Here is a 14,809-nt window from a genome sequence, read left to right as displayed (position 1 = left end):
CACGTCGATCCGAGTGCAGATGGGGCACGTGTCCATCTCGTCGACTCCGAGGCCGTCTGTGACGCTCCCTCCCCCTGACTCGTACCAGAGGACATCGCAGACGCCGTCGGCTACGTCGTCAGGCGGCCTGCACGCGTCGTGATGAGCGAGCTGCTCCTCCGCCCGGATGCAAGCCAGTGGTAGCCGGCGAGCTGCTGCCGCCGATCCTCAGGGTGGCATCGAGCGACCGATCGCACGCACGCACGCTGCGGAAGCGGGCGCCCGCGGGGGCCGACGGCTCGCGCGGCGCCCTGGGCGACACCGCCTGCGCGGATCACGGCGGACTCCCCCGCCCCGGCACCAGCTCGTCGAACACCAGCACCGTCTGCGTCGACTCCACCTCCGGCATCTCCTGCAGCCGCCCGAGCACCAGGTCCCGCAGGGACGCCGCGTCCCGCGTCCGCACGAGCAGCACCATGTCGTGCTCGCCCGACAGCAGCGCTCCGTGGTGCACCTCGGGCACGGCGAGCACCCGCTCGCGCAGGTCCTTCCACGAGTGCTGGCTGACCTTGAGGTAGACGTACGCCGTCAGCCCGTGCCCGTACTGCTGCGGGTCCACCGCGGCGTGGTAGCCGGTGATGACGCCCTCGGCCTCGAGCCGCTGCAGCCGGGCGTACACCGTCGCCCGCGACACGTGCAGCCGCGCCGCGAGCGCGCGCATCGACAGCCGCGCGTCGGCACGCAGGGCGTCGACGATCCCGCGGTCGACGTCGTCGAGGTCCATCCGTCCACCTCCCCCGGCCCGCGACGAGCCGCGCAGGGCCATCCTGCCACCGCCGAACCCCTCGTACGGCCACTCGTCTCGTCCTCGTCGCCGCGCCTGGACCAGCGGCCACCGCAGCACCCACACTCCTGCCACCCGGCCCGAAGGAGGGACGAGCCCGTGACACCGTCGTCACCCGCGCTGGACGGCTCCGTGCAGGAGCGCGCCGCGGCCTTCCTGCCGCCCGGTGACGGGCCGCAGGCCCTCGTCGACCCGACCGGCTCCCCGCTCCCCTCGCCGCTGGCGATGCCCGCCGACGACGACCTGCTCGCCCTGCACCGCGCGATGGTCGTCGGGCGCCGCTTCGACACCCAGGCGAGCGCGCTCACCCGGCAGGGTCGGCTCGCGGTCTACCCGTCGTCCCGCGGCCAGGAGGCGTGCCAGGTCGCCGCCGCGCTCGCGCTGCGCCCGCAGGACTGGCTCTTCCCGACGTACCGCGACTCCGTCGCGATCGTCACCCGCGGCGTCCCGCCGGTCGAGGTCCTCACGCTCCTGCGCGGCGACTGGCACTGCGGCTACGACCCGTACGAGCACCGGGTCGCCCCGCAGTGCACCCCGCTCGCCACCAACACCCTGCACGCCGTCGGGCTCGCGCACGCCGCGCGCCTGCAGGGCGAGGACCGCGTCGCGCTCGTCCTGCTCGGCGACGGCGCCACGAGCGAGGGCGACACCCACGAGGCGCTGAACTTCGCCGCCGTGTGGGGCGCCCCGGTCGTCTTCCTCGTGCAGAACAACGGGTACGCGATCAGCGTCCCCCTGGCGAAGCAGACCGCGGCGCCGAGCCTGGCCCACAAGGGCGTGGGGTACGGCATGCGCTCGCGCCTCGTCGACGGCAACGACGCCGCCGCCGTGCACGCGGTCCTCACCGAGGCGGTCGCGGGCGCTGCCGGGGGCGACGGGCCCACGCTCGTCGAGGCGCTGACGTACCGCGTCGAGGCCCACACCAACGCCGACGACGCGGGCCGCTACCGCGACCCCGCCGAGGTCGAGGCGTGGCTGGCGAAGGACCCGGTGAGCCGGTCCGAGGCCCACCTGCGCTCGCGCGGACTGCTCGACGACGCCCTCGCCGAGCGGTTCGCCCGCGAGGGCGAGGAGCTGGCCGCGGGCGTGCGCGCCGCCCTGGAGCACGACGTGGCGCCCGACCCGCGCGAGCTCTTCGAGCACGTCTACGCGCAGCCGACCGCTGCGCTCCTCGAGCAGCGCGACCTGCTGCTCGCCGAGCTGGAGGAGGAGCCGGCGTGACCGAGACCCTGGAGCGGCCCGCCGGCCCCGCCGCCGCCCCCGCCACCGTCACGATGGCCGGCGCGCTCAACGCGGCGCTCGCCGACGCCCTCGAGCAGGACCCGCGCGTCGTCGTCCTCGGCGAGGACGTCGGCACGCTCGGCGGCGTCTTCCGGGTCACCGACGGGCTCGCCGCGCGCTTCGGCGACCGCCGCGTCGTCGACACACCGCTCGCCGAGTCCGGCATCGTCGGCACCGCGATCGGCATGGCGATGGGCGGGCTCGTGCCGGTCGTCGAGATGCAGTTCGACGCCTTCGCGTACCCCGCCTTCGAGCAGGTGACCAGCCACCTCGCCAAGCTGCGCAACCGCACCCGCGGCGCGGTCGCGCTGCCCGTCGTGGTCCGCGTGCCCTACGGCGGTGGCATCGGCGGCGTCGAGCACCACTGCGACTCCTCCGAGGCGTACTACGCCCACACCCCGGGCCTGCGCGTCGTCACGCCGGCGACGCCGGCCGACGCCTACCGGATGATGCGCCAGGCCATCGCCTGCCCCGACCCCGTCGTGCTGCTCGAGCCCAAGCGCCGCTACTGGAGCAAGGAGGCCGCCGAGCTCACCGCCGACGGGCCCGCGCTCGACGAGGCGGTCGTCCGCCGGCCCGGGCGCGACGTCACCCTCGTCACGTACGGCGGCACGGTCGCCACCGCGCTCGAGGCGGCCGACGCCGCCGTCGAGGAGGGCTGGGACGTCGAGGTCGTCGACCTGCGCAGCCTCTCGCCGATCGACGACGCCACCCTCACCGCGTCCGTACGCCGGACCGGCCGCGCCGTCGTCGTCCACGAGGCGCCGGGGTCGGGCGGGCTCGGCGCCGAGGTCGCGCAGCGGATCACCGAGCGGTGCTTCCACCACCTCGAGGCGCCGGTGCTGCGCGTCACCGGCTTCGACATCCCCTACCCGCCGCCGAAGCTCGAGCAGCACCACCTGCCGAGCGTGGACCGCATCCTCGACACCGTCGCCCGCCTCCAGTGGGACGACCAGCCCGAGCCGTGCCCCGCCCCGTACGGAGCCCGCCGTGCCTGACTTCCTCCTCCCCGACCTCGGCGAGGGCCTCGAGGACGCCGAGGTGGTGCGCTGGCGGGTCGCCGTCGGCGACGCCGTCGAGGTCGACCAGGTCGTCGCCGAGGTCGAGACCGCCAAGGCCGTCGTCGAGGTGCCCGTCCCCTGGGCCGGCGTCGTCACCGCGCTGCACGCGGAGGAAGGCGCTGTCCTGGGCGTCGGGTCGCCGCTCGTCAGCGTCGGCGAGCAGCGGCCGGAGCGGCAGGGCGTGCAGGAGCCGGGCGTGGAGAGCGGGGCGGTCCTCGTCGGGTACGGCACCGCGACGTCCCCGCGCCGTGCGCGCAGGTCCCGGCGGCGCCCGGAGCCGGTCGCCCTCGCCCCGGCCGCGCCCGTCGAGAGCTGGCCCGAGCGGGTGCAGGTCGTGTCGCCGCTGGTGCGTCGGATCGCCCGCGACGCCGGCCTCGACCTGGCGTCGCTGCGCGGCACCGGGCCCGACGGCATCGTCCGGCGCGCCGACGTCGAGAAGGCGCTGGCCGAGCGGGCTGCGGCCGCGACGCCGGCGCCGGCGCCCGTACCCGCAGCGCCCACCCCGGACGAGGACGTCACCCGCGTGCCGCTGCGCGGCGCCCGGCGCGCGATCGCCGAGAAGCTCAGCCGCTCGCGCCGGGAGATCCCCGAGGCGACGGTGTGGGTGGACGTCGACGCGACCGACCTGGTCGCAGCCAAGGCGGCGCTCACCGCCCGCGCGCCGGAGCAGCCGGTCGGGCTGCTGACGCTCCTCGCCCGGTTCGCGCTGCTCGGGCTGAAGCGCTACCCGGAGCTGGGCGGGCGGGTCACCGAGGACGAGATCGTCGTCCCGCACCACGTGCACCTCGGCTTCGCCGCGCAGACCGACCGCGGCCTCGTCGTCCCGGTCGTCCGCGACGCGCACCGCCTCACGACGCGCGAGCTGGCCGCCGCCCTCGCCGAGCGCACCCGTGCGGCCCGCGCCGGCGCGCTCGCACCCTCCGACCTGACCGGCGGCACGTTCACCGTCAACAACTACGGCGTCTTCGGCATCGACGGCTCCGCCGCGATCATCAACCACCCCGAGGTGGCGATCCTCGGCATGGGGCGCGTCGTCGAGCGGCCCTGGGTCGTGGACGGGCAGCTCGCCGTCCGCACGGTCACCCAGCTGACGCTGGCGTTCGACCACCGCGTCTGCGACGGCGGCACGGCCGGCGGCTTCCTGCGCTACGTCGCCGACTGCGTCGAGTCCCCCCTCACCGCCCTCGGCGACCTCTGAGGAGCGCCACCCCGTGCGTGATCACGGCCGAGGTCGTGCATGATCACGGCCGAGGTCGTGCATGATCACGGCCGAGGTCGTGCATGATCGCGGCGGGGTCAGCACCGCCGTGGTCGTGCGCGGAGGGCGCTACCCGCCGGCCATGGCGCCGACGACGACGAAGGGCTGCTTCCCCTCGGCGACGTCGGCGGGCAGCGGGGCGTCGGGGGGCTCGTGCGAGAGGTCCTCCTGACAGGCGAAGAAGCGGACGAAGGCGCGGCGGCGGCCCGTCGCCTGGTCGCGCACCCGGCCGCGCAGCACCGGGTGCAGGGCCTCGAGGGCGTCGAGCACGGACGCCTGGGTGACCGGGCCCTCGACCCGTACCGGCACGTCGCCGTCCACCCGGGCGAGGGCGCGCAGGTGCCCGGGCAGCACGACGGTCACCACGGTGGTCCCGTCGCTCATGGCAGCGTCTGCACCTCCACCGACAGGACCGGCGGCAGGTCGCGGACGACCGCGTCCCAGGTGTCGCCGCCGTCGGGCGAGCAGTAGACCTGCCCGCCCGTGGTGCCGAAGTAGACCCCACACCCGTCGAGCTCGTCGACGGCCATGGCGTCGCGCAGCACGTTGACGTAGCAGTGCTCCTGCGGCAGGCCCCGCGTCAGGGGCTCCCACTCCTCGCCGCCGGTGCGCGAGCGGTAGACGCGCAGGCGCCCCTCCGGCGGGACGTGCAGCTCGTCGGAGGTGATGGGGACGACGTACACGGTCTCGGGTTCGTGGGCGTGCACCTGCACCGGGAAGCCGAAGTCGCACGGCAGGTCGCCGGACACCTCCCGCCAGGAGCGCCCGCCGTCGTCGCTGCGCATGACGTCCCAGTGCTTCTGCATGTAGACGGTGTCCGGGCGGGAGGGGTGGCGCGAGAGGCGGTGCACGCAGTGGCCGACGTCCGCCTCGGGGTCGGGGATGGACCCGGAGGACAGGCCGGTGTTCGAGGGGTGCCAGGTCTCCCCGCCGTCGTCCGTGCGGAAGACGCCGGCCGCCGAGATGGCCACGAGCATGCTCAGCGGGTCGGTGGGGTGCGGGGCGACGGTGTGCAGGCACATGCCGCCCGCGCCGGGCTGCCAGGACGGGCCGGAGGGGTGGGTGCGCAGGCCCGTCAGCTCCGACCACGTCGCGCCGCCGTCGGTGGAGCGGAAGAGCGCGGCGTCCTCGGCGCCGGCGTGCACCAGGTCGGGGTCGGTGGCCGAGGGCTCGAGGTGCCACACCCTCGTGAACGCCCAGGGCCGCTGGGTGCCGTCGTACCACTGGTGCGTGCCCGGCTCGCCGTCGTAGCGGAAGTCGCTGCCGACCGGCGACCAGGACGCGCCGCCGTCGTCGGAGCGCTGCACCACCTGCCCGAACCAGCCGCTGCTTTGCGAGGCGAAGAGCCGGTCGGGCTCGGCCCGGCTCCCCGCGACGTGGTAGACCTCCCAGCCCGCGAAGTGCGGGCCCTCCACCCGCCAGTCCCGCCGCGTGCCGTCCGCGCTCAGCACGAAGGCCCCCTTGCGCGTGCCCACCAGCACCCGTACGCGTGCCATGCCCGCTCCCTCCACCGGCCTGCGGTCGTCCTCCGGGGTGGACCGGCGCCGGCGGCCGTACTCATCGGTGCCGCTGCCGCGCTGCCGGGCGGCCCCGTCAGGGCCGGTCGGGCGCGTCGGCCAGCTCGTCGCAGACGAGCAGGTCGGTGCGCACGTGCCGGGTGCGGTAGGCCAGGCGGCCGACGAGGTGGGCCGCGACCGGCGCCGTCATCAGCTGGAAGGCGCCGGTCAGCACGAGCATCCAGACGTCGACGCTGGTCCGCAGCCGCACGGCGGCCCCGGCGAGGACGAGGAGCATGCCCAGGACCTGCGGCTTGGTCGCGGCGTGCATCCGCGACAGGACGTCGGGGAAGCGCAGCACGCCGACCGACGCGGCGAGCGCGAGCGCGGCCCCGCTGATCAGCAGGACGGCCGCGAGGACGTCGAGGGCGGTGCTCACGCCGGGTCCCGGGGTGCCGGGGGCGGCGGCACCTGCCGGCCGACCGAGCGGGCGATGCTCGTCGAGCCGGTGAAGCCGAGCAGGGCGACGACCACCGCCACCGGCACGACGTACGACGCGCGGGTGACGGCCGCGTACGCGGCGAGGCCGCACACCACCACGGCCAGCAGCATGTCGGTGGCGACCACGCGGTCGAGGGTGGCGGGGCCGCGGAGCATGCGCAGCACGCACAGCGCCGCGGCGGCGGACAGCAGGACGGCGACGACGACGCCGACGACGGTCACGGGGCCTCCTCGTGGGTGGGGGGCGGCGGGGCGGTGGCGGGCGGGTCGGGGACGGGCGGGGCGCCGGCGAGCCGGGCGATGGCCGACGGCCCGCCGACGGCCCGCACGATGCGGCGCTCGAGGTCGAGCACCTCGGTGCGGAAGCGCTGGGCCTCCTGCGCGCTGCTCACGTCGAGCACGTGGCAGTAGAGCGTGCGCCGGCTGACCTCGAGGACGAGGCTGCCCGGGGTGAGGGACACCGCTTCCGCGGTGAGCGTGACCAGCAGGTCGGAGCGGCTGCGCAGCGGCACCGCGACGACCGCCGCGAGCGGCGGCGGCCCCGGGCGCAGCGACAGCCACGCCAGGTGCGCGCTCGACACGACGAGCTGGCGCAGCATGTGCGCGAGGAGCCCCAGCAGCGCCAGGGGGTCCAGCCGCCCGCCCAGCACGACGACCGGCAGCGGCAGCACCGCCGTCACGACGAGGCCCACGAGCAGCCCGGCGACGAGGTTGCCGACGCTGAAGGTGCCCCAGAGCATCGTCCAGACCAGGGCGAGCCAGAGCAGCGGCGGCAGGTGGCGCACCAGCCCCCGGGCCCCGCGCAGGTGCGCGGTCACGGCGCACCCGCCGTCGTCGCGGCGCGCAGGTACGGCGAGCGCTCCAGCAGGTCGTCCGCGGCGCGGTCGGCGAGCCCGTACAGGGGGCCCGCCAGGACGGTCAGGGACAGGCTGACCGCGAGGAGCACGACGGTCGAGGCGACCATGGTGCGCGACCGCGGCGCGGGGGCGGCCACCTCGTCCCCGCCGACCGCGTCGAGGGCCGGCGCGGTCTCCGGGCTCCCCGGGCGCCCGGTGGCCGCGACGACGGCGTACGAGGTCGCGCCGGTGTCCGCCGCCGCGGCGGCGGCGACCTGCGGCGCCTCCTCGCGCGGGCGCCAGAAGGCCTTGGACCAGACCTTGGCCACGGCGTACAGGGTGAGCAGGCTGGTCAGCGTCCCGGCGCCGACGAGCGCCCACGCCGCCGGGCCGCCGTCCTCGACGCCCGCGCGCAGCAGGCCCGCCTTGCCGATGAAGCCGGACAGCGGCGGGATGCCGGCGAGGTTCATCGCGGGCACGAAGAAGAGCACCGCGAGCAGCGGGGACGCCGCGGCCAGGCCGCCGAGGCGGGTGAGCGACGTCGTGCCCGCGTGCCGCTCGACGAGCCCGACGGCGAGGAAGAGCACGGTCTGGATGAGGATGTGGTGCGCCACGTAGAAGATCGCGCCCGCGAGCCCGGCCGCCGACCCGAGGGCGACGCCGAAGACCATGTAGCCGATGTGGCTCACCAGCGTGAAGGACAGCATCCGCTTGACGTCGGTCTGCGCGACCGCGCCGAGGATCCCCACGACGAGCGTCAGCCCCGCGGCGAGCATGAGCACGTCCTCGAACGCGCCGTCGGGGAAGAGCAGCGTCTGCACCCGGATGATGGCGTAGACGCCGACCTTCGTGAGCAGCCCGGCGAACACCGCGGTGACCGGGGCCAGCGCGGTCGGGTAGCTGTCCGGCAGCCACGACGACAGCGGGAAGACCGCCGCCTTGATGCCGAACGCCACGAGCAGCACGGCGTTGAGCGCGGCGCGCGTGCCGTCGTCCAGCTCGGCCAGCCGCAGCGACAGCTGCGCCATGTTGAGGGTGCCGGTGGCGGCGTACGTGAACGCGATGCCGGCCAGGAACACCAGGGACGACAGCAGGCTGACCACGACGTACGTCACGCCGGCGCGCACCCGCTCCTGGCTCCCGCCGAGGGTCAGCAGGACGTAGCTGGCGGCGAGGAGGACCTCGAAGCCGACGTACAGGTTGAACAGGTCGCCGGACAGGAACGCGTTCGCCACGCCCGCGGTGAGGACGAGGTACGTCGGGTGGAAGATCGACAGCGGCGTCCTGGCGTCGTCGCGGTCCGACGCGCCCTGCCCCACCGCGTAGACGAGGACGGCCAGCGTCACGGTGGTCGACACGACGAGGAACAGCGCGGACAGCCGGTCCACGACGAGGGTGATGCCGAGCGGGGCCGGCCAGCCGCCGACGTCGAGGGACGTGGCGCCCCGGTCGTCCGCGAGCAGCAGCAGCGCGACGGCGACGGCGAGGACCGTCGCGAGCACGACGACGCTCACGGTGCGCTGCAGCCGGGGGTGGCGGCCGACGGCCAGCGCCAGGCCCGCGCCGAGCAGCGGGAGCAGGACGGGCAGCGGGGCGAGGACGCGGATCACCGGCGACCCCCCCGGGCCCGCGGCAGCAGGCCGTCCGTGGCGTCGCCGTCGGCGTCGCCCCCCGTACCGTCGTCGCCCGCCCCGTCGGTGTCGTCGGTGTCGTCGGTGTCGTCGGTGTCGTCGGGGTCGGCGCCGGAGCCGCCGCGCCGGGCGGCGGCCACCCGACGGTCCTCGGCGTCGTCCACGACGTCGTCCACGAGGGCGGACTCCCCCTCGCCCGCCGGGCCCGACTCCCGGCCGAGCTCGTAGCCCCGGCGGATGAGCGAGAGCAGGAAGGCGGCCATGCCGAAGGTGATGACGATGGCGGTGAGGACGAGGGCCTGCACGAGCGGGTCGCTCATCTCCTCCGGCTCCGCGCCGCCGTGGAAGGGTGCCTCGCCGGCCGGGCCCCCCGCGCTGACGAGCAGGACGTTGGTGCCGTTGCCGAGCAGCAGCACCCCGAGCAGCACCCGGGTGAGGCTCCGTTCGAGCAGCAGGTACGTGCCCGCGACGTAGAGGCCGGCGACGAGGGCGAGCAGGGTCAGGTTCGGGCTCATGCGGTCGTCTCCTGGTGCTCGCGGCGGTCGACCTCGGCGCCGAGGCTGCGCAGCACGTCGAGCACGAGCCCCACGACCACGAGGTAGACGCCGACGTCGAAGAAGAGGGAGGTCACGAGCTTCACGTCGCCGAAGACCGGCAGGGCCCCCTCGACGATGGTCGTCTGCAGCACGTCCGCGCCCAGGAGGAGCCCTGCGGCGCCGGTGCCCCCGGCGAGCAGCAGGCCGGCGCCGAGGAGCAGGCCGGCGTCGACGGGGGCGGCCTCGCCGAGCTCGTACCGGCCGCCGGCGAGGTAGCGCACGACGAGCGCCAGCCCCGCGACGAGACCGCCGGCGAAGCCGCCGCCGGGGGCGTTGTGGCCGGCGAAGAGCAGGTACACGGAGAGCACGACGACCGTGTGGAACACCGCGCGGGTGACGATCTCGAGGACGATCGACCGGCGCGCCGAGGGCAGCAGCCCGCCGCCGCGCAGCCAGGGCGCCCCCGCCACGTGGGCCCCGGTGTCGGCCAGGCGGGACGAGCGCTCGGTCACCGCCGGCGCCGGCAGCGGCGGCGACTCCTCGTCGCGCAGCCGCGGCGGGCCGCCGGTGCGACCGCGCAGGAACACCAGGCTCGCCACGCCCGTCGCCGCGACGACGAGCACCGAGATCTCGCCGAGCGTGTCCCAGGCGCGGATGTCGACGAGCGTCACGTTGACGACGTTGCGGCCACCGCCGTACTCGTACGCCCAGGACGGGAACGCGAGCGAGACGGCCGGCGCCTCGCGCGCACCGAGCGCCAGCGCGCCCGTGCCGGCCATGAGCAGGCCGGCGGGCACGGCGACGAGCAGCCGCCCCCGCCGCTGGGCCCGGGTGTGCCGGTCGACGATCTGCTTCGGCAGCGTGCGCAGCACGAGGACGAACACCACGAGCGTGACGGTCTCGACGAGGAACTGGGTCAGCGCCAGGTCGGGGGCGCCGTGCAGCGCGAAGAGGACGCCGGTGCCGTAGCCGGTGACCCCCACGAGCAGCACGGCGGTGAGGCGCTGGGCCGAGCGGGCCGCGGCGAGGGCGGCCGCGAGCACGAGCACCGCGACCACGACCTGCAGGGGGTTGTCCCACGCGCGCCAGCGGTCGGGCCACCCGCCCCCGGCGACCGCACCCGCCCAGCGGTAGCCGGTGAGCACCACGAGCACCGCGACGATCGTGCCGAGGTAGACGGGCAGCGAACCCCGCTGCGTGGCGGCCGTGACCGTGGTGGAGGCCCGGTCGACCCAGCGCATGAGGCTCCGGTACGACCGGTCGGCGTCGAGCCCCGTCCGCAGGGACACCTGGACCCGCTGGACCGCGCCGCGCCCGGCGAAGAGCAGCGCGCCACCGCCGAGGGACACCAGGGAGAGCCCGAGCGCCGGGCTGGGCCCGTGCCAGAGCGCGAGGTGGTAGTCCTCGGCCGCGGCGGCCGGGAGCGCCCGGGCGTACGCGGCGAGGGGGCGGTCGAGCGCGGTCGCCGCCAGGCCCGCGGCCAGGCCCGCGAGCGCGAGCAGGGCGGGGACGGCCTGGGCGACCGCCGCCGGCGCGTGCAGCTCCACGGCCCCCGCGCCGGGCTTGCGGGCGAAGGCGCCCCACACGAAGCGCAGGCTGTACGCGGCCGTCAGGGCCGACCCGGTGACCAGGCCGGCGAGGACCACCGCGCTCCCGGCGCCGGACGGCAGCGCGTCGTGCAGGTACGCCTCGTACGCCGCCTCCTTGCCGACGAACCCGACGAGCGGCGGGACGCCGGCCATCGAGGCGGCCGCGAGCGCCCCGGTCACGGCCAGGACCGGCAGGCGCCGCCCCAACCCGTCCAGGCGTCGCAGGTCCCGGGTCCCGGTGCAGCGGTCGACCACGCCCACCACGAGGAAGAGCGAGGACTTGAAGAGCGCGTGGGCCAGGAGCATCGCGGCGCCGGCGAGCGCGGCGTCGCGGGTGCCCGCGCCGAGCAGCACCATGAGGAAGCCGAGCTGGCTCACCGTGCCATGGGCGAGGAGGAGCTTGAGGTCCGTCTGGCGCAGCGCGGTCCAGGCCCCGACGAGCATCGTCGCCAGGCCCAGGCCCACGACGAGCGGGCGCCAGCCCGGCACGTCGGCGAAGCCGGGGGCCAGCACGCCGACGAGGAACACCCCGCCCTTCACCATCGCCGCGGCGTGCAGGTAAGCGCTCACCGGCGTCGGTGCCGCCATCGCCGCGGGGAGCCAGAAGTGGAACGGCAGCAGGGCCGACTTCGTGAGGGCGCCCAGGAGCACGAGCACGACCGCGACGGTCACCACCGTCCCCCGCGGCGGGTCCGCCACCAGCCCGGACAGCGACGTGGTGCCGCCGGCCACCGCGAGCGCGATGAGCCCGACGAGCATCGCCAGGCCGCCGGACGTCGTCACCACGAGCGCCTGCATCGCCGCGCGGCGCGCCGCCTTCAGGCGCGCGCTGTGCCCGATGAGCAGGTACGAGAAGACGGTCGTGAGCTCCCAGCAGACGTACAGGAGCAGGACGTCGTCGGCGAGGACGAGCCCGAGCATCGCCCCGGCGAACGCGACGAGGACGCCGGCGAAGCGGGCGAGCCCCGGTGACGCCGCGCCGAAGTAGCGGGAGCAGTAGACGAGGACGAGCGCGCCGACCCCGGTGACGAGGGCGGCGAGCAGCGTGGGCAGCGGCCCGGTGCGCAGCGCGACCGCGACGTCGAGCGAGGGGATCCAGGAGTACGCCTCCCGCACCTCCCCGCCGGCACGGGCGAGCAGCGCGGCGCACGAGGCGGCCGGGACGAGGGCCAGCGCGAGGAAGGCCCTGCGCCCCGCGGCCCGGACGAGCAGCGGGGCGACGAGGGCAGCGACGGCGTGGGCGGCGAGCAGGGTCAGCAGCACGGGCGCTCCGGGGTGGGCGGGGCGAGGGCGGTGCGCGCGGGGGTCACCGCGACGCTCCCCCGTCCTCACCCTGCCGCGCCGCCGCGTCCACGAAACCGTACGGGTCCGCGGGGTCCGCCACCGCCGCGCGCCGGCCGCCCGGGCCGGTGGCGGGGACCGCGGGACCGGGCGCCGGCCAGCGCCGCTCGAGCAGCACGTAGAGCGGCGAGGCGAGGAAGACCGACGACAGCGTGCCGACGACCAGGCCGGCCAGCATCGCGAGGGCGAAGTCGGTGAGCGTGTCGCCGCCGAGGACGAACAGCGCGGCCAGGATGAGCATCGCGCCGAGCCCGGTGTTCACCGTGCGCGGGACCGTCTGCAGGACCGCGGCGTCCACGACGGCGCCGAGCGGCTCGCGCGGGCGCGCCCTCACCAGCTCGCGCACCCGGTCGAAGACCACCACCGAGTCGTTGACCGAGAGCCCGATGATCGTCAGCGCCGCCGCGAGGAACACGCCGTCGACGGGCTTGCCGAGCCAGGCGAACAGGCCCACGACCGCGAGGACGTCGTGCAGCATCGCCACGACCGCGGCCACGCCGATGGTCCAGCGGAAGCGCAGGGCGAGGTAGAGCAGCTGGGCGCCCAGCGCGACCCCGAGGGCCACGAGCGCACCGCGGCGCAGCTCGTCCCCCAGGCTCGGCCCGATGAGCTCGTCGCGGACCTTGGTCACCTCCCCGCCGACCCCGGCCAGGGCCTGCTCGACGGCGTACGCCTCCTCGTTGCTCAGGCGCTCGGTCCGCACGGTGATGTCCTCGCCGTCGCCGCTGCCGGACGTCTGCACCACGGCGCGGGGGAAGCCCCCGTCCGCCACGGCCTCGCGCGCCCGCTCGGCGCTGACCGGCGTGCCCGTGGAGTACTCGAGGAGCCGCCCGCCGGTGAACTCGACCCCGAGCTCGAGGCCACGGGCGCCGAGGCCCGCGAGCGCGACGACGACCACCGCTCCCGACAACGCGAGCCAGACCCGCCCTCGCCCCATGAGGTCCGGCCCGCTGCGCTCGAGCCAGGCGCGCACCCGGCCGGGGCCGACGAGGCCGGAGGCGCGGGGCCGGCGCACCACCGCCGAGCGGCGCACGGCCTGCTCGGCGAGGACCCGCGCCACGACGAGCGCGGACACCATCGAGGCCAGCACGCCGATGCCCAGCGTGACGCCGAACCCCCGCACGGGGCCCGACGCCAGCAGGAACAGCAGACCGGCGGCGATGAGCGTCGTGACGTTCGTGTCGAGGATGGCGCTCCACGCCTTGCGGAAGCCGGTGTCCAGGGCGGTGCGCAGGCCGCCGCCGGGGCCGGCGGCGTACTCCTCCCGCGCGCGCTCGAACACCAGGACGTTCGCGTCGATCGCCATGCCGATCGCCAGCACGAAGCCTGCGAGGCCGGGCAGCGTGAGGGTCGCGCCCAGGGTGACGAGGACGGCGTACGCGATGAGCGCGTAGCAGGCGAGCGCGACGCTGGCGAGGAGCCCGACGAGGCGGTAGACGACGGTGATGAAGAGCCCGGTGAGGACCACGCCGATGATGCCGGCGCGGAAGGACGCGTCGATGGCGTCGGCGCCGAGCGTCGGGCCGACCGTGCGCTGCTCGACGACCTCGACGGGCACGGGCAGCGCCCCGCCCTCGACGAGGGCCGCCAGCTCGCGGGCCTCCTCGGCCGTGAAGGTGCCGGTGATCTCGGTGGTGCCACCGCCGATGCCGGCGCCGCAGCCGACCGACGGGTCGACCTGCGGCGAGCTGATGACCTGGTCGTCGAGGACGATCGCGACGCGGCGCTGCGGGTCGCCGGCGGGCGCGCACGCGGCCTGCCCGGTGAGCCCGCGCCAGGCCTCGCCGCCGCCGCGGAAGTCGAGCACGACGAACCAGCCGCGCCCGCGCTGCGGGTCGGTACGGGCGTCGGCGCCGTCGACGTCCTCCCCCGTGAGCGCGGCGGGCCCGACGCGCAGCGGCAGTCCGGACTCGTCGACGAGGTCCTCGCGCTCCTCGGGGGGCGCGTCCCCGGCGGCGCCCTCGCCGGCCCCCTCCTCGGGCGCGGGCGTCGCGGCCGGGGCGGGGCCCGGGGTGGCGCCGGGGGTGGCGCCGGGGGTAGCGCCCGGGGTGGGCTCCGCCGCCGGCTCCTGCGGGTCCGCGCCGAGGACCGGGTGGAAGGTCAGCTGCGCGGTGCGGCCGACGACCTCGGCGGCCTCGCGCGGGTCCTGCAGGCCGGGCAGCTCGACGACGATGCGCGTCTCGCCCGAGCGGGCGAGGGTCGGCTCGGCGACGCCGAGGGCGTCGACCCGCCCGCGCAGCACCTCGAGGGCGCGGTCGGTGCTCTCCGCGTCGGCGCTGACGCGGTCGGTCGAGCGGGCCTCGAGGACGATCTGGGTGCCGCCGCGCAGGTCCAGGCCCAGGCGCGCGGGGGTGGACAGGGCGGCGTACAGCGATCCGGCGAGCACGGCGAGCGCGAGCAGCGCACGCACGAGGGGTGCACGGGACAAGGGGTCCTCCGACGGGGTGCCGCCGGAG

Annotated in this window: 13 protein-coding genes; 3 read left to right on the top strand and 10 right to left on the bottom strand. The window is 76.3% G+C overall.

Annotated elements, in window-relative coordinates:
- Positions 1-313: 313 nt before the first annotated feature.
- Positions 314-763, bottom strand: coding sequence for an Lrp/AsnC family transcriptional regulator (locus tag D5H78_RS10405; protein WP_119950408.1), 450 nt, complete (start codon positions 761-763; stop codon positions 314-316).
- A 159-nt stretch (positions 764-922) separates the two neighbouring features.
- Between D5H78_RS10405 and D5H78_RS10400 the strand changes: the two genes are divergently transcribed.
- Genes D5H78_RS10400 through D5H78_RS10390 form a run of 3 tightly spaced genes read left to right on the top strand, consistent with a single transcriptional unit; the run spans position 923 to position 4,363 of the window.
- Positions 923-2,044, top strand: coding sequence for a thiamine pyrophosphate-dependent dehydrogenase E1 component subunit alpha (locus D5H78_RS10400; RefSeq protein ID WP_245941641.1), 1,122 nt, complete (start codon positions 923-925; stop codon positions 2,042-2,044).
- Positions 2,045-2,097: 53 nt separating this feature from the next.
- Positions 2,098-3,102: an alpha-ketoacid dehydrogenase subunit beta gene (locus tag D5H78_RS10395; protein ID WP_119950560.1), complete on the top strand. Its 1,005-nt coding sequence runs from the start codon at positions 2,098-2,100 to the stop codon at positions 3,100-3,102.
- Complete coding sequence (locus D5H78_RS10390; protein WP_119950407.1) at positions 3,095-4,363, top strand: dihydrolipoamide acetyltransferase family protein; 1,269 nt, start codon at positions 3,095-3,097, stop codon at positions 4,361-4,363. Before D5H78_RS10395 ends, D5H78_RS10390 begins: the two co-directional genes overlap by 8 nt.
- A gap of 129 nt (positions 4,364-4,492) precedes the next feature.
- On the opposite strand, the gene D5H78_RS10385 is transcribed toward D5H78_RS10390, so the two are convergent.
- The 9 genes from D5H78_RS10385 to secD form a co-directional block, all read right to left on the bottom strand.
- Entirely contained in the window at positions 4,493-4,789 is a 297-nt protein-coding gene (locus D5H78_RS10385) for a MoaD/ThiS family protein (RefSeq protein ID WP_119950559.1), read from the bottom strand.
- 14 nt (positions 4,790-4,803) lie between these two features.
- Positions 4,804-5,919, bottom strand: coding sequence for a WD40/YVTN/BNR-like repeat-containing protein (locus D5H78_RS10380; protein ID WP_119950406.1), 1,116 nt, complete (start codon positions 5,917-5,919; stop codon positions 4,804-4,806).
- A 97-nt stretch (positions 5,920-6,016) separates the two neighbouring features.
- Positions 6,017-6,358 carry a monovalent cation/H(+) antiporter subunit G gene (mnhG, locus tag D5H78_RS10375; RefSeq protein ID WP_119950405.1) on the bottom strand — a complete coding sequence of 114 codons (342 nt, stop codon included), beginning with the start codon at positions 6,356-6,358 and terminating at the stop codon, positions 6,017-6,019.
- On the bottom strand, positions 6,355-6,642 hold the full coding sequence (locus D5H78_RS10370) for a monovalent cation/H+ antiporter complex subunit F (protein WP_119950404.1): 288 nt from the start codon (positions 6,640-6,642) through the stop codon (positions 6,355-6,357). Before D5H78_RS10370 ends, mnhG begins: the two co-directional genes overlap by 4 nt.
- Complete coding sequence (locus D5H78_RS10365; RefSeq protein WP_119950403.1) at positions 6,639-7,238, bottom strand: Na+/H+ antiporter subunit E; 600 nt, start codon at positions 7,236-7,238, stop codon at positions 6,639-6,641. Before D5H78_RS10365 ends, D5H78_RS10370 begins: the two co-directional genes overlap by 4 nt.
- On the bottom strand, positions 7,235-8,866 hold the full coding sequence (locus tag D5H78_RS10360) for a Na+/H+ antiporter subunit D (RefSeq protein ID WP_119950402.1): 1,632 nt from the start codon (positions 8,864-8,866) through the stop codon (positions 7,235-7,237). The genes D5H78_RS10365 and D5H78_RS10360 overlap by 4 nt, the downstream gene beginning before the upstream one ends.
- Complete coding sequence (locus D5H78_RS10355; RefSeq protein WP_119950401.1) at positions 8,863-9,402, bottom strand: NADH-quinone oxidoreductase subunit K; 540 nt, start codon at positions 9,400-9,402, stop codon at positions 8,863-8,865. The genes D5H78_RS10360 and D5H78_RS10355 overlap by 4 nt, the downstream gene beginning before the upstream one ends.
- Positions 9,399-12,272, bottom strand: a complete 2,874-nt coding sequence (locus D5H78_RS10350) for a Na+/H+ antiporter subunit A (RefSeq protein ID WP_119950558.1) — start codon at positions 12,270-12,272, stop codon at positions 9,399-9,401. The genes D5H78_RS10355 and D5H78_RS10350 overlap by 4 nt, the downstream gene beginning before the upstream one ends.
- Before the next feature lie 46 nt (positions 12,273-12,318).
- Entirely contained in the window at positions 12,319-14,781 is a 2,463-nt protein-coding gene (gene secD / locus D5H78_RS10345) for a protein translocase subunit SecD (protein WP_119950400.1), read from the bottom strand.
- Between the last annotated feature and the right edge of the window lie 28 nt (positions 14,782-14,809).

The organism is Vallicoccus soli (assembly GCF_003594885.1).
Taxonomy (GTDB): domain Bacteria; phylum Actinomycetota; class Actinomycetes; order Motilibacterales; family Motilibacteraceae; genus Vallicoccus; species Vallicoccus soli.
The sequence above is the reverse complement of the archived record's forward strand: the minus strand, read 5'-3'. Positions and strand labels throughout refer to the sequence as shown.

Coding starts and splice junctions, on each gene's coding strand:
- D5H78_RS10355 (WP_119950401.1), bottom strand. CDS start 9,402: ATGAGCCCGAACCTGACCCTGCTCGCCCTCGTCGCCGGCCTCTACGTC.
- D5H78_RS10395 (WP_119950560.1), top strand. CDS start 2,098: ATGGCCGGCGCGCTCAACGCGGCGCTCGCCGACGCCCTCGAGCAGGAC.
- D5H78_RS10405 (WP_119950408.1), bottom strand. CDS start 763: ATGGACCTCGACGACGTCGACCGCGGGATCGTCGACGCCCTGCGTGCC.
- D5H78_RS10380 (WP_119950406.1), bottom strand. CDS start 5,919: ATGGCACGCGTACGGGTGCTGGTGGGCACGCGCAAGGGGGCCTTCGTG.